Source organism: Terrirubrum flagellatum (assembly GCF_022059845.1).
Taxonomy (GTDB): Bacteria; Pseudomonadota; Alphaproteobacteria; order Rhizobiales; family Beijerinckiaceae; genus Terrirubrum; species Terrirubrum flagellatum.
In genome coordinates, this window is the sequence record NZ_CP091851.1 from 4,837,195 (window position 1) to 4,851,599 (window position 14,405).

The 14,405-nt window shown below is 65.7% G+C and carries 13 protein-coding genes; 5 read left to right on the forward strand and 8 right to left on the reverse strand.

The features are described 5' to 3' along the window. Positions 1-34 precede the first annotated feature (34 nt). Positions 35-1,981 carry an acetate--CoA ligase gene (gene acs, locus L8F45_RS23500; RefSeq protein ID WP_342360259.1) on the reverse strand — a complete coding sequence of 649 codons (1,947 nt, stop codon included), beginning with the start codon at positions 1,979-1,981 and terminating at the stop codon, positions 35-37. Between the two features lie 114 nt (positions 1,982-2,095). Next, the gene (locus L8F45_RS23505; RefSeq protein WP_342360260.1) at positions 2,096-2,524 is read right to left on the reverse strand and encodes a DUF1761 domain-containing protein; all 429 of its coding nucleotides are present in this window, start codon (positions 2,522-2,524) and stop codon (positions 2,096-2,098) included. 400 nt (positions 2,525-2,924) lie between these two features. Between L8F45_RS23505 and L8F45_RS23510 the strand changes: the two genes are divergently transcribed. Together L8F45_RS23510 and L8F45_RS23515 are read left to right on the forward strand one after the other, a co-directional pair. Beyond that, positions 2,925-4,088 (forward strand): DUF2235 domain-containing protein, encoded by a 1,164-nt coding sequence (locus L8F45_RS23510; RefSeq protein ID WP_342360261.1) that lies wholly within the window; start codon positions 2,925-2,927, stop codon positions 4,086-4,088. 270 nt (positions 4,089-4,358) lie between these two features. Continuing rightward, the gene (locus L8F45_RS23515; RefSeq protein ID WP_342360262.1) at positions 4,359-4,691 is read left to right on the forward strand and encodes a putative quinol monooxygenase; all 333 of its coding nucleotides are present in this window, start codon (positions 4,359-4,361) and stop codon (positions 4,689-4,691) included. Positions 4,692-4,695: 4 nt separating this feature from the next. Here L8F45_RS23515 and L8F45_RS30865 read toward each other — a convergent pair whose 3' ends face one another. The 6 genes from L8F45_RS30865 to tsaD are packed head-to-tail and all read right to left on the reverse strand — an operon-like array spanning position 4,696 to position 9,606. Beyond that, entirely contained in the window at positions 4,696-6,315 is a 1,620-nt protein-coding gene (locus tag L8F45_RS30865) for a bleomycin resistance protein (RefSeq protein ID WP_425329955.1), read from the reverse strand. A 34-nt stretch (positions 6,316-6,349) separates the two neighbouring features. After that, complete coding sequence (locus tag L8F45_RS23530; RefSeq protein WP_342360263.1) at positions 6,350-6,763, reverse strand: EVE domain-containing protein; 414 nt, start codon at positions 6,761-6,763, stop codon at positions 6,350-6,352. Beyond that, positions 6,763-7,080 carry a hypothetical protein gene (locus L8F45_RS23535; protein WP_342360264.1) on the reverse strand — a complete coding sequence of 106 codons (318 nt, stop codon included), beginning with the start codon at positions 7,078-7,080 and terminating at the stop codon, positions 6,763-6,765. Before L8F45_RS23535 ends, L8F45_RS23530 begins: the two co-directional genes overlap by 1 nt. Positions 7,081-7,088: 8 nt before the next feature. Next, the gene (locus L8F45_RS23540; RefSeq protein WP_342360265.1) at positions 7,089-8,081 is read right to left on the reverse strand and encodes an NAD(P)H-dependent glycerol-3-phosphate dehydrogenase; all 993 of its coding nucleotides are present in this window, start codon (positions 8,079-8,081) and stop codon (positions 7,089-7,091) included. Further along, on the reverse strand, positions 8,078-8,524 hold the full coding sequence (locus tag L8F45_RS23545; protein WP_425329956.1) for an NUDIX domain-containing protein: 447 nt from the start codon (positions 8,522-8,524) through the stop codon (positions 8,078-8,080). Before L8F45_RS23545 ends, L8F45_RS23540 begins: the two co-directional genes overlap by 4 nt. Before the next feature lie 5 nt (positions 8,525-8,529). Further along, positions 8,530-9,606 (reverse strand): tRNA (adenosine(37)-N6)-threonylcarbamoyltransferase complex transferase subunit TsaD, encoded by a 1,077-nt coding sequence (tsaD, locus tag L8F45_RS23550; RefSeq protein WP_342363554.1) that lies wholly within the window; start codon positions 9,604-9,606, stop codon positions 8,530-8,532. Positions 9,607-9,697: 91 nt separating this feature from the next. Here tsaD and hemC point away from each other — a divergent pair, with 91 nt between their 5' ends. From hemC to L8F45_RS23565, 3 genes are all read left to right on the forward strand, one after another. Next, positions 9,698-10,621, forward strand: a complete 924-nt coding sequence (gene hemC, locus L8F45_RS23555) for a hydroxymethylbilane synthase (RefSeq protein WP_342360266.1) — start codon at positions 9,698-9,700, stop codon at positions 10,619-10,621. An 82-nt stretch (positions 10,622-10,703) separates the two neighbouring features. Further along, a complete protein-coding gene (locus L8F45_RS23560; RefSeq protein ID WP_342360267.1) occupies positions 10,704-12,767 on the forward strand; it encodes a uroporphyrinogen-III synthase in 2,064 nt (687 codons plus the stop codon). Between the two features lie 10 nt (positions 12,768-12,777). Further along, entirely contained in the window at positions 12,778-14,385 is a 1,608-nt protein-coding gene (locus tag L8F45_RS23565) for a heme biosynthesis protein HemY (RefSeq protein WP_342360268.1), read from the forward strand. Positions 14,386-14,405: the final 20 nt, after the last annotated feature.

The following is a 14,405-nucleotide window of genomic DNA, read 5'->3' on the forward strand; positions in this document are numbered from 1 at the left end:
TAAGGGGATCGTCAAGGGCATTTTTTGTCGAATTTTACTTCCGCCGGTTCTGCCGGTTGTTCACGAGATCATCGACGACGGCGGGATCGGCGAGTGTCGAGGTGTCGCCGAGCGCGCCATATTCGTCCTCGGCGATCTTGCGCAGGATGCGGCGCATGATCTTGCCGGAGCGCGTCTTTGGCAGGCCGGGCGCGAACTGGATGAGATCGGGCGAAGCGATCGGACCAATCTCCTTGCGCACCCAGCCAACCAACTCCTTGCGCAAATCCTCGCTCGACTTCTCGCCCGCCATCAGCGTGACATAGGCGTAGATGCCCTGGCCCTTGATGTCGTGGGGATAGCCGACGACGGCGGCCTCCGAAACCTTGGGATGAGCCACAAGCGCGGATTCGACTTCCGCCGTGCCCATGCGGTGGCCCGAGACGTTGATCACGTCGTCGACGCGGCCGGTGATCCAGTAGAATCCGTCCTTGTCGCGGCGACAGCCGTCGCCGGTGAAATACTTGTTGGCGTAGGTCGAGAAGTATGTGTCCATGAAGCGCTGATGGTCGCCATAGACGGTGCGCATTTGGCCCGGCCAGGAATCGGCGATGACGAGATTGCCTTCGGCTGCGCCCTTCAGCGTTTCGCCATTCGCGTCGACGACTTCAGGCGTGATGCCGAAGAAAGGCCGCGTCGCCGAGCCCGGCTTGAGCTTCGTTGCGCCGGGCAGTGGCGTAATGAGAATGCCGCCCGTCTCGGTCTGCCACCAGGTGTCGACAATCGGCGCCTTCTTGTTTCCGACGACACGATAATACCATTCCCACGCTTCCGGATTGATCGGCTCGCCGACGGAGCCGAGCAGCTTGAGCGATTTGCGGCTCGTCTTCTTCACCGGCTTGTCGCCCGCCTGCATGAGCGAGCGGATCGCGGTCGGCGCGGTGTAGAAGATGTTGACCTTGTGCTTGTCGATCACCTGCCAGAAGCGCGAGATGTTCGGCCAGGTCGGCACGCCCTCGAACATCAAGGTGGTCGCGCCGTTCGCGAGCGGGCCATAGACGATGTAGGAATGACCGGTGACCCAGCCGACGTCGGCGGTGCACCAGTAGATGTCGCCGTCGTGATAATCGAAGACGTATTTATGCGTCATCGAGGCGTAGACGAGATAGCCGCCTGTGGTGTGCAGCACGCCCTTCGGCTTTCCGGTCGAGCCCGAGGTGTAGAGGATGAACAGCGGATCCTCCGCATTCATCTCTTCCGGCGGGCAGTGTGTCGAAGCCTTCGCCGCCTCTTCGTGATACCAGACGTCGCGGCCGGGCTTCATCTCGACGGCGCCGCCTGTGCGCTTGACGACAACCACCTTCTTGATGCCGCCCTTCACCTTCGCGTCGGCTGCATCGACATTCTTCTTCAGCGGCACCGCGCGGCCGCCGCGCATGCCTTCGTCCGAGCAGATGACGATGTTTGAATCGCAATCCTCGATGCGCTGCGCCAGCGAATCAGACGAAAAGCCGCCGAACACGATCGAATGCACGGCGCCCAACCGCGCGCAGGCGAGCATGGCGTAGACCGCTTCGGGAATCATCGGGAGATAGATGGTGACGCGGTCGCCTCGTCTGACGCCGTTCGCCTTCAGCACATTGGCGAACTTGCACATCTCCGCATGCAGTTCGCGATAGCTGATCTTCTTCGACTGCTTGGGATCATCGCCCTCCCAGATGATCGCGGTCTGGTCGGCGCGGTCGGCGAGATGACGATCGACGCAGTTGTAGGCGACGTTGGTCGCGCCGTCCTCGTACCATTTGATCGAGACGGCGCCCGGCGCATAGGAGACGTTCTTGACCTTCGTGTAAGGCTTGAACCAATCGATCCGCTTGCCGTGCTCGCCCCAGAAGGCGTCCGGGTCCTTCACCGAGGCCGCGTACATCTTCTTGTATTTCGCGTCATTGACCCAGGCGCGCTTCGCCCAGGCGGCGGGGACCTTGTGGATCGTCTCGGACATCGTTTCCTCCGGGCCGGCCGCGACGCGCGAACCAGCCTTGTTGGCGGGCACTATAGGTAGGGACATCGATGCGGCAAGGCCGCCGCCGGTCGACTTTGGTTGGAGAATCAAAGCTCAGAGGCCAACAAGGCCGATCACCGCGCCCTGAATCAGCAGCACGCCGAGCCAGTGCCCGCCATCGATCAGCGTCAAAGTGAAGCGGCGCATGCCGAAGGAATAGTTGGTGGCGAGCGTGGTCGCGACGAAACCCAGCCAGAGCAGGAATCCCGACAGCAGCCCGCTGCGGATCGTGGCGGCCGCCGGCCCGAGATGGCCGATCAGCGAGGCGAAGAGGTAGGCCATCAGGAGCTGGGCGGCGAGCGAGATGATGAAAGGCGCGGGACTGCGCGTCGCGCCGCCCTCGATGCGGGCGCGCTGCTCCGGTGAAAACTCGGATGCGGCGAGCCATGGCTTCGCGAGGCCCATGTACCAGGCCGCGCCGAAGAGATAGCTCGCGAAGGCCGCGAGAAGGACGGCGAGCGCGTTCACGCCGGCATAGGTCATGTCAGGGCTCCCAAGAGCCTGTTTGGGAATTCGGATGGGGCTGCGCTGCAGCCGATTTTCGTCGCTCCGGCGACGAACCGGGCGGCGAAAAGCGGCGCAGCCCACTGATATCGGGCTTGGCCGATATCAGCGTCATCTGCGCAAGTCGGGTAAACCCGACTTGCGAGGATTGAGCGGCGAACGGCGGCTGATGCGTCGGAAGGCTCGCCAATGTCGCCAGACATTGGCTGCGCCTCCCTCCTGTCATCCATCCGTTCGTCACTCAACGCAGCCTCCATCCTAATTTCCAAACAGGCTCTAAGCGTCCGCCGCGAGGCTTGCCATTAATCGCCGCCCGGCCAATTCTCAACTCGCGACGGGCCGGGTGCGTCGCTCCATTCGCTCCATCCCGGAGACCGCCATGGCGAAGAATGTCTGCATCTTCTCCGACGGCACGGGACAGGCCGGCGGGGATAATCCGCTGCATTGGACCAACGTCTATCGCCTCTACAAATTCACGCGCGAGATCGCGCCCGGAGAACAGATCGCGTTCTACGACGCTGGGCTCGGCTCCGACCCTGACGTGAAAGAGCAAAGGGCGGGTTTCTTCTCCGACGCCTACAAATGGCTGTCGCAGGCGACCGGCCTCGGCATCACCCGCAACATCATCGACTGCTACGCCGCGCTGATGCTGGCCTTCGAGCCTGATGACAGAATCTTCCTCCTTGGTTTCAGCCGCGGCGCCTACACCGCCCGCAGCCTCGGCGGCGCGCTGGGGCTGTGCGGCGTCCCCCGGAATGCGCGGGCGGGGCGGCCGCCTGTCGCGAACTGGCGCGAATTCCAGATGCGGCTCGACGAGACGCGCGCGCTCGCGAAAGAGGCGGTGACCGAGGTCTATCAGGTGGAGGACGAAGCCGAACGCAAGATCGCCGCGGCGGAGTTCCGCGCCAGGCATCATTGCATCGATGCGACGCCCTATTTCATCGGCGTATGGGACACGGTGCGCGCGCTTGGACTGAAAGGCTTCGGCAGCGTGATCGAGGCGCTCGGACTCAAGCACAAATTTCACAACGCATCGCTTAATCCGGCGGTGCCGTTCGGGCGACAGGCGCTTTCGATCGACGAGAATCGCGCAATCTTTCGCCCGGAGATCTGGGATGAGCGCGGCGCGCCGTCATCGCAGTCGATCAGGCAGACATGGTTCGCAGGCGTGCATGCCGATGTCGGCGGCGGCTATCCCGACAGTCGCGGACTGTCCGACATCGCATTGTCCTGGATGATCGAGGAAGCGAAGGCCATTCCGCATCCGCTGATCGTCGATCCCGCGATTGATCCGCCGCTGACTCCTTCGGCGGTCGCGGGACAACATGACGAGCGCCGGACCAGCCTCATTCCCTGGGCCTATGGCGATCGCCGCGAATTCGTCTCACGCGCCAATCCCGGCGCGTCAGCGAAATTCCATGCTGCGGTGAAGGAGCGTTTTGACGCGGAGGTTATCGACATTCTTGCGCGGCCGAAGAAGAGCCAGCCTTACAGGCCAGAGGCCCTCAGAGAGCGACCCGAATTCGCCGCGTACTACGGATAAGGGAAGAGATCTTCCAAAAAGCGGAAGGCCGCTCCTCGCGGAGCGGCCTTCCCATTGTCAGCCTGTCGCAGCCCTTCTCAGGCGCGCGAAATCCCTTCAGGGGAGGCCACGCTCACAGAAGCCGCGAATGGCGAATGACAATGAGACATTGGACCACCTCCTTTCAGTTGTTGAAGACATGATGAAGATGGGCGCCGCGCGCGATGAAGTCAACAGGCGCGCGAACTGATAGCGTCTCAGATCAACCCTGGCGCCGAATCGGGATAGGCGATGCCGCAGACAAACAACGAACAGTTAGTCAGGATCGCGGAGCTGGAGATCGATCCGGCCCAACTCGCCAGTTACAGGACGCTGCTCGCGGAAGAGATCGAAGCTTCCGTCGCCACGGAGCCGGGCGTGCTGATGCTCTACGCCATGTCGATCAAGGACAGCCCGGCGCATATCAGGCTTCTCGAAATCTACGCCAGTCAGGAAGCCTATGAAGCGCACCTGCGCTCGCCGCACTTCCTTAAATACAAGGCGTCGACGTCCGGCATGGTGCGCTCGCTTCGGCTGATCGAAATGGACCCGATCATCCTCTGTTCCAGGGCGGCTGCGACTTGAATTCTCAAGGCGTCTGCGTCGGCGCTCGTTCCCCCAGATTCTCCGCGAAGCGCAGGAGATAGCCGTCGGGATCCTGCACGAGAAATTCGCGTTGCCCTTCTTCGCGATCGCCGACGCGATACCAGGCTTCGCTTGGCTTCTCGAACAAAGGCCATCCCGCTTTTTCAAGAGCCGCGAGAATCGGCGCGAGGCTTTCGACCGTCATCTGGAAATTCACGCCTCGTCCGAACGGCCGTTCCATGCCGCCCGTCTCCCAGCGGCCATTGCGCTCGCAGAGCATCACCTGAAGCGGTCCGCGCTGGAGATAGGCGAAACGCGCCGCAGGCCTGTCATAGGCGATCTCGAATCCGAGGAGATCGCGCCAGAACCACAAGCTCTCGTCGAGGCTGGAGACGTCGAGCTCCGGCGTCAGCGCGGCGAAACCGCCCTTCGGCGCGGCGCCCGTGCTGTGAGACGCCGCTCGTGCGGCAGGGTCTGCAATGGGCGCGACCGGGTTCCGTCCGGACATGATCTCTCCGTTTTTCCCCGTGACGTCGCGCCCGCGTGAAATCTCGGCGCGCGTTCTTTCGATCAGTGCCTTAATCGCCGGATCGCATGGATTGAAGCGAGCCCAGACATATAGCTGATTCGCGATGCGGCGGGCTTTCTCCACATTCCCGCCCGCAGCTTCGGCGCGGGCCAGAAACAAGCTCCCGAAGCGGGCGTTCATCTCGTCGGCGTCGCCGATCAGAATATCATCCAGCAGAATCCTGGCTTCGCTAAATCGCCCCAGTTCGACGAGCACGCCGCCGCGCGTCCAGCGCAGGTTCTTTGAGTCCGGAGCGCGCGCGCAAGCCTGTTGCGACCATTCATCGAGTCGCGGGCGCAATTCGGGATCAGCGAAGAGCAGTCCGTCCGTAATCAGGACGTCGAGGACAAGCAGCTCCTCGTCCTGCTGCAGGTCGCCGCGATCCAGTTCACGGAGAAAGGCGGCGTGGGTCTCCCGCCGGACGCGCTCATCCGCCCATCGATCGACGCGACTCAGGTGAAACAGGATTCGCATCGAGGCGCGCGTCAGCGGCTGTTCCGGCGCTTGCGGGGCGCGATAGCGCCGCCGCATGGCGTCGAAAGCTTTCTGGTTCGCCTGCGGCCATGATATGCGACCGCGCGCGAGCCGCCAAAGCTGCAGCCCGTCATTTTCGACTTTCACGCCTGCGATGGTCGCCTGTTTCGGAATAAGCTGGCCGAGAACGAAGGCGATTTGCGACGTGATGGCGCCGACCGCCGCAGCTTCAAGCGCGCTGCGATCGGGCGCCGCCATGGCCGTCCAGATGAGAAGCGTGATGAAAACAATGTTTCCGAGCAAGCCGCCCATCAGATAGAGGCCGTATCGGCCTCGATGAAAGTCTGGGATCGGATAGGTGAGGACAAGGCCGGAGACCGGCCATCTGCGCCATTGAAGATGCGTTTCGCCGATGCGTTGGCTGACAAGCGTCGGCCCGGTTCCGATGATGACCTCGCGCGCCTGAAACGAAACGAGCGCGGCGGCGAGCCAATGCCCGCCTTCATGAAAGATCAGTCCGACAATCCAACCGCCGACCAAGCCGGCGGGGAAGGGAATGAGAAAACTCGAAAGGAAATTCATTCCCGCTCAGGCTTGGGCTTTCGCCGGACCTGGCTCACAGCCCGCCCATCTTGCAGACGAGCTTCCACTCCTCGTCCGTCACGGGCTGCACCGAGAGCCGAAACGACGTGACGAGCGACATCTTGGCGAGTTTCGGCGTCGCCTTGATTTCCTTCAGCGTCACCGGCTTCGGCAGCGGCTTGCCCGCCTTGAAATCGACGAGCACCCAGGGTTCGCCGGGCGTCTTCGGATCGGGATAATGCTCCTTGATCACCTCGACGATGCCGACGATCTCAAGTCCTTCGTTCGAGTGATAGAAGAAGACCTCGTCGCCCTTCTTCATCTTCATCAGGTTGAGCTTGGCGGTATGGTTATGCACGCCGTCCCAGTGCGTCCCTTTCGCGCCGGCCTTCACCTGATCGTCCCACGACCAGGCGCTCGGCTCCGATTTGATCAGCCAATGGGCCATCAGTTTTCGTCCCCCTCTGTCTGCGCCGGCGGCTGCGGCGCAAGCTGCTCATTCCAGAACCGGATCATCTCGCGCGTCAGCGCTTCATACTCGGCCGGCGTCATCTCGATGCGCGTGTCGCCTTCGCCGAAAGGAAGGACGAGCACATATCGCTCGGTTCCGTCGGCGCGACGCTTGCGGCGTTCGACCACGGGCCGCGCCGTCTGCGTTCCGATCGCGACCGGCAGGCTGGAGGCGAGAACGTCCGAGCCGATCACCGCGCGGGCGGCGGCGACGCCTTTGAAAATGCGCTTGAGAAAATCAGACCTGTCCGCCATGCGGCTCCCTACCTCTCGGCGCGCAGCGGCCGCGTCATCAAGGCCGCGACCGCGTCGTCGACGGTCACGCCGCCTGCGATCAGCTTCGCGACCGCTTCGCAGATCGGCATGTCGACGCCGCGCTCGCGCGCCACGCGGACAAGGATATCCGCGGTGTAGGCGCCTTCGGCAAGAGCCTCGCGCGCGACGTCGGCGGCGCTGCGACCACGCCCCAGCGCCTCGCCGAAGGCGAAGTTGCGCGATTTCGCGGAGCCGCAGGTGAGCACGAGATCGCCAAGGCCTGAAAGCCCCATCAGCGTTTCCGGCTTTGCGCAGCAGGCGGAGGCGAAGCGTTGCAGTTCGGCGAAGCCGCGCGCCACCAGAGCGGCGCGGGCGCTTTCGCCCAGTCCTTTGCCGGCGACGACGCCAGCCCCGATCGCAAGCACATTCTTCGCCGCGCCGCCAATCTCCACGCCATGCACATCGGCGCCGTGATAGAGACGCAGTGTCGGCGATGACAGCGCTTCCGCAATGGCGGCTGCAAGCGTCGCGTCAGCGCAGGCGAGCACTACGGCGGTCGGCAGGCCGCGTGCGACATCGCTCGCGAAGCTGGGTCCCGAAAGCGCCGCGACCGGCGAAGAGGCGAGCGCCGCGCCGATGATTTCGGTGGGGTAGAGGCCGCTGTCGCGTTCGATGCCTTTCGCCGTCGAGACAACCGGGGTTCCGCTCGTGATATGCGAGACGAGACCTTCGCTCGCCGCGCGAACAGTTTGCGTTGGCGTCGCGAGAATGACGAGCGAGGCCGCGGCGAGAGATGAGAGATCGGCTGTCGGCGAAACGCCCTCCGCCAGCGGCACGCCGGGCAACCGGCGCATGTTCTGACCCTGCGTGCGCATCTCCCAGGCATGTTCGGGATCGCGCGCGATCAGCGTCACCGTGCGGCCTTCGCGCGCGACCGCGTTGGCGAGCGCCGTGCCCCAAGCGCCAGCGCCGAGGACGGCGATTGAGTCGAAATCGCTCATGCCGCCGCGCGCTCCATTGTCGCGGCGAATTCGTCGAGCTTCGCCCCAAGCTCGGCGAAGAAATGGGGCTTCTCCGCCAGCGCCATCCAGAAAAGTTCGAAGCGGATTGGCGCTCCGCCGTTATCGAGCTTTTCCTCGATCCGCTCCCACTGTGCTGGCGTCTCGACGGTCACGGGAACATGGAAGAAGTGACGATGATAGATGTGCCTCACCCCATCGCTCTCGAAGATGAAGGTCGCCTCGCCCAGCGGATGAAAAACAGGCGCATCGACAATGCCGGTCTCTTCTTCGAGTTCGCGTCGCGCGGCTTCGAGAATCGATTCGCCTTCGTCGACGGTTCCGCCGGGCGGCTGAATGCCAACTTCGGGAAAATCAGGTTCGCGAAATACGAGAAGATCATCGCCGCGCGTGACGTAGAGAACGACCTTATGTCGTTCGCGCACGCGCATCACGCCTTGGCTCCGAGCCGGCCGCCGCCATAGGCGGCTGCGCTCGACTGATCGAGCGGCCAGCGCGGGCGCGGACTCGCATCGAGTTCGTCCTTCATGTCGAGCGCCAGCCTTTCGATGCCAGCCCACGCGATCATCGCGCCATTGTCGGTGCAGAGCGCCGGCGGCGGCGCGACGAGGCGCAGACCGATCTCGGCGGCGAGCCGCACGAGAGCCTGACGAATCGCGCCGTTCGCGGCGACGCCGCCGGCGACGACGAGCGCGCGCGGCGGCTCATTGGTCGCGTCGCGGAAGGCGCGCAGCGCGAATCTGATTCGATCGACGAGCACGTCGACGATCGCCGCCTGAAACGAGGCGCAGAGATCCGCGACGTCGGCGCCGTTGAGCGGCATGCGCTTCTCCGCCTCCATGCGCACGGCGGTCTTCAGGCCCGAGAGCGAGAAATCAGGCTTCGGCCGGCCGAGCATCGGACGCGGCAGGGGAATGCGTTCGGGATCGCCGCGCTCGGCCGCACGCTCGACCGCGGGGCCGCCGGGATAGGGCAGGCCAAGAAGCTTCGCGACCTTGTCGAAGGCTTCGCCGACCGCATCGTCGATCGTGGTGCCCAGGCGCTTGTAATCGCCGACGCCGCGCACTGCGAGCAGCTGCGTATGGCCGCCTGAGACAAGCAGCAGCAAATAGGGAAATGGCAGACCATCGGTCAGGCGTGGCGTCAGCGCATGCGCCTCGAGGTGATTGACGGCCACGAACGGTTTGCCGGCGGCAAGCGCCAGAGTCTTCGCTGTGGTCAGGCCGACAAGCACGCCGCCGACAAGGCCGGGTCCCGCGGCGGCGGCGACGCCATCGACATCACTCAGTTTCAGATTCGCATCGTTCAGCGCGCGCTTCACGAGGCCGTCGAGAATCTCGACATGGGCGCGCGCCGCTACTTCCGGCACCACGCCGCCATAGGGCGCGTGATCCTTGATCTGGCTGTGAACCTCGTTGGCGAGAATCTCGCCGCGCCCGTCGCCGGCGAGGCGCACGATGGCGGCGGCGGTCTCATCGCAGGTGGTTTCGATGCCGAGGACGATCATTCGCAAGCGGGCTTGTCGCGCCGCGAGCCGGCGCTTAGAGCCCGTCATAGACTGTTCGGCCGCCGTCACAACCGGCGCCGGGAATCCTGATGTGAGCACGCCTTTCCTGACCCTTGGCACGCGCGGCAGCCCGCTGGCTCTCAAGCAGGCTTACGAGACGCGGGCGCGGCTCGCGGCGGCGCATGGCGTCGCCGAGGAGGCGATCGCTGTGACGCCGATCCGCACCACCGGGGACGCTATTCGCGACCGGGCGTTATCGGAGGCCGGCGGCAAGGGGCTGTTCACGAAGGAGCTTGATGCGGCGCTCCTGTCGGGCGCGATCGACATCGCCGTCCACTCGGCCAAGGACGTGCCGACTTTCCTTGAGCCGGGCGTCGTCATCGCCGGTTATCTCCCGCGCGTTGATGTGCGCGACGGGCTGATCGCCGCGCCGGGCGCGACGCTCGCGACCCTGCGGCCCGGCGCGCGCATCGGAACTGCGTCAATCCGCCGCCAGGCGCAATTGAAACGCTTCCGTTCTGATTTTGAAATCGGCCTCCTGCGCGGCAATGTGGACACGCGAATCCGCAAGGTCGAGGAGGGGGAATTCGACGCGACCCTGCTGGCCATGGCCGGATTGACGCGGCTTGGGCAGGTGGATCGGGTCGCCGAAATCCTGCCTCTGGAGGGCTTCCTGCCGGCCGTGGGACAGGGGGCGATCGCCATCGCCTCCAGAGCCCAGGACGCGAGAATAACCGCTCTGTTGGCCGCTATCATCGATCTGGACACGGGTCTGGCGCTGGCGGCCGAGCGCGCCTTCCTCACGCGGCTCGACGGCTCCTGCCGGACGCCGATCGGAGGGCTCGCGACCATCCATAACGGTATCGTAACGTTTCGGGGCGAGGCGCTCTTGCCTGACGGGTCCGATGGCGCCACGGTGGCGATCGAGGGGCCGGTCGCCCGCGCCGCCGAGCTGGGCGACGAAGCGGGCAAGGACCTTCTTGCGCGCGCGCCTGCGGGCGTGGTCGGTCGTTAGGCCAGCGCGCAGCACTGCCCGGGCGGCGGTCCAGGGGGATCGCCGCCTTATCTCTCGCCAGACCGGAACCTGACTGAAGAGCATGGCGACCATTCTCGTCACCCGACCGGAAAGACAAGCGGCCCGCACCGCCGAACGCCTGCGGGCGGACGGGCGCGAAGTCATCGTCTCGCCGGTGCTGGCGATCGCGGAGCTGACGCCTCCGATTCCAGAGGGACGCGCCGACGTCGTTCTCGCTACCAGCGCCAACGCCGCCGGCTGGCTGACGCGGCCGGAGATTCGAGCCGCGCTCGGCGACAGGCCGGTCTTCGCCGTTGGCGATCAGGCCGCCGCGGCGATTCGCGAGGGCGGCTACAAGAATGTCCGCTCCGCCGAAGGCGATGGCGATGATCTGGTCGAACTGATCTTTCGCGCGCTCGCCCCACCGGCGCGCATTCTAGCTGTCGTCGGAGACCCGCATCGCGATCAGCCGCTCGAGGCGCTGCGCGAGAAGGGCTACGGGATCGTCGCCGTCGTCGCCTATGAGGCGGCTCTCGTCGAACAACTCACCGCGGAAGCGATCGCGGGTTTGCGCTACGACATCGTCGACGCCGTGCTGCATTATTCGCCGCGCAGCGCGCGCCAGTTCATCGCGCTCGCGCAGAGCGCCGACGCGTCCGACAAGCTCGCGCGCCTGCGCCATGTCTGCCTGTCGCAGGAGATCGCGGACGCGTTGCCGGATCAGTTGCGCGCGCATGCGGCGATCGCCGATGCGCCGAATGAGGATTCCTTGTTCGTGGCGCTTGCGGCTGCGCTCGATGAAGCGCCAGCGATCGAGTCCATCGCACCCGAAGATGCGCCGCAGCGGCCGAAGCGTGCTTCGCGTTCGCGCGCGCCGCGCGTAATCGAGGGCGAAGCGAAAAGGGTCGAGGAGCGCGCCGAAGCATCGGAGACCAGCGCCGCGCCTGCAATCACGGAAGACGCGGCGGTTGTCCCTGAGGCGAAAGACGCCTCTGTGCCCGCTCAAGCGACATCGCTTGTCGATGCGCCGGCTTCGAACGAGGAGGCTGTTGCAAGCGCCGAGACTTCGCCGTTGCGCGCCAGCGCGGTGTCATCCGCCGACGCGCGCGATGAGATCAGGGAGATGCGTGAGGAGCCTCGCGCCGCGGCAGCATCGTCCGCCACGAGTTTCGCAAGCGCTTCTCAAAAGGACGCGCCGCCACGCTCGCCTTCCATTTTGACGCCGTTGATCGTCTCGACCGTCGCCGGCGCCATTGCGGGCGCGGTCGTCGCGCTTCTGTTCGCGCTCGCGCCAAAGCCGGCTGATTTCAGCGCGCTCGATCAGCGCTTCGCCACGCTTGCGCCGCGCAGCGACCTCGCGCCGCTGCAGCAGAAGGTCGATGGCGCAACCGCGGCGTTTCAGCGCGATCAGGCGGCGTTGCGCGCGCAGATCGAGGAACTTGCAAAGCGAGTGCAAGCCGCTGCGCAAACCCAAGCGCCGGTCTCCAGCGGCGCGAGCGCGTCCGGCGGAAGCGAGGATCTGCGCACGGAGCTCGAAGCGCTGAAGCAGCAGATCGCAGCTCTTCAGGCGAAGAGCGATGAGCTGGCGCGCGTCACTGGCCAAATTCAGGGCGCGGCGCAGGCCTCGACGGTGATGCGGCGCCATGCGCTCGCGAGCGCGATATCGCAGGCTCTGACGCGCGGCGGCGCCTACGGCGGCGAACTCGACGCGCTGAAAGCGCTCGGCGCGACGGATCAGCAGTTCGCCGCGCTGAAACCCTATGCAGCCGGCAACGCTCCGTCGCCGCGTGCGCTTGCTGACTCCTTCAAGCCGCTTGCGCCGCGTCTGATCGAGCAGGCGCAGAACGTGTCCGCCACAAGTTCACTCGCGGATCGCGCCTGGGCCTCGCTGCGCCAGCTCGTGCGCGTACGGCCCGTTGGCGAAGCGCAAGGCGATGATGTTCCTTCGCTTGTCGCGCGCATCGAATCGGCGCTGGCGCGCGGTTCGCTCTCCGATGCGTGGGTGGCCTATGAAAAACTGCCGGCGCCGCAGCATGCGCTTGCCGCCGTCTGGGGCGGGACGTTGAAGCAGCGACTCGACGCAGGCGTTGCCGCGCAATCATTGATCGACGAGGCTGCGCGGGCGCTCGCCCAGCCGGGAAAGTGAAGGACGTTTCATGTTTCGCGTTCTCATCGCCTTCCTGTTGATTGCGCTGGCCGCGGCCGGCGCCGTCTGGTTCGCCGACAATCCCGGCGAGGTGACGATCGTCTGGCTCGGTGCCGAGACGAAGCTTTCGATCGGCATTGCGCTCGCCGGCGTCGCCGTTCTCGCGATCATCGTCGCGATCCTGTGGAGCGTGCTGCGCTTCGTGCTGCGCATTCCGCGACTGCTGGCGACGGGATCGCGCGCGCGCCGACAGGAAAAGGGATTTACCGCGCTGTCGAAGGGACTCGTCGCGGTCGGATCAGGCGATCTCGTCGGCGCCGAACGTCATGCACAGGACGCGCGCAAGTGGATCGGCGGCCATTCGCTCTCGCTCTTGCTTGATGCGCAGGCGGCGCAGCTCGCCGGCGATCGCGCCGCGGCGCAGCGCGCATTCCAGGCGATGACGAAAACTCATGGCGCGCGTCTGCTCGGCTGGCGCGGCGTGTTCGTCGAGGCGCAGCGCGCAGGCGATGCGACGGCTGCGCGTCACGCGGCGGAAGAAGCGGTGAAGATCGCGCCGTCCGCCGCTTGGGCGAACGAGGCGGTGCTTGTCGATTGCTTCGCGCGTCGCGACTGGCAGGCGGCGCGCTCTGCGCTCGAACGCGCCGAACGTTTGCGCGTGCTCGACAAGGCGACGTCCAAACGCCATCGCGCCGTGCTCTTCGCCGCCGAGGCGGAAGATGCGATGGCGCATGACAATGCGCGCGCGCTCGAACTGGCGCGCGAAGCCTGCCGGCTCGCGCCCGATCTCGTTCCCGCGGTCGCGCTCACGGCGCGCCTTCTCGGCGAGCGCGGGGATGTGAAGAAGGCGGCGAAGCTGATCGAGACCGCGTGGAAATCCGCGCCGCATCCCGATCTTGCCGATATCTATGTCCATCTGCGCTCCGGCGATTCCGCGCTCGACCGGCTGCAGCGCGCACAGAGTCTGGCGAAGCTCACGCCCGGCGACGTGGAAGGTCGTTACGCCGTCGCCATGGCGGCGCTTGATGCGCGCGAGATCGCGATCGCGCGCTCGACGCTCGACGGGCTTGTCAGCGACTCGCCAACGGGGCGCGTCTGCCTCGCCATGGCCGACCTCGCCGAGCTCGACGCCGCGGATCAGGGCGCGACGCGCTACTGGCTGGCTCGCGCCGCTCGCGCGCCCCGCGACAAGACCTGGGTCGCCGACGGCATGACGTCAGACAAATGGCTTCCGGCCTCGCCCTCGACCGGGCGGCTCGACGCCTTCGTCTGGATTTCGCCGCCGGAGCTCATCTCGGCTCCGACGGTCGAGGAGCCGGCGCCGGTTGCGCCCGCAGCGGCTGACGTGCTGGAGATCGCGCCGGCGCCAGTCGTCCAGCCGGCCCCGGCGCCCGAGCCTGCTCCCGCGCCGGAGCCCTCGCCTGCTCCAGCGCCCGTCGCAGAGGCTTCGCCGCCTCCACAACCCGCCGCAGCGCTAGCGCCTGCCGCGGCTTCTGGGCCGTCCGTTCCGCCAGCGAAACCAACTCCCGTGGTCTTTCCCGTCGCCCATGCGCCCGACGATCCCGGCGCCGAGCGCCAAGGCGCGGAGCCGCGTCGCTGGCGGGTGTTCAACGGCTGAAGCCGGCTTTCGCCGAATGT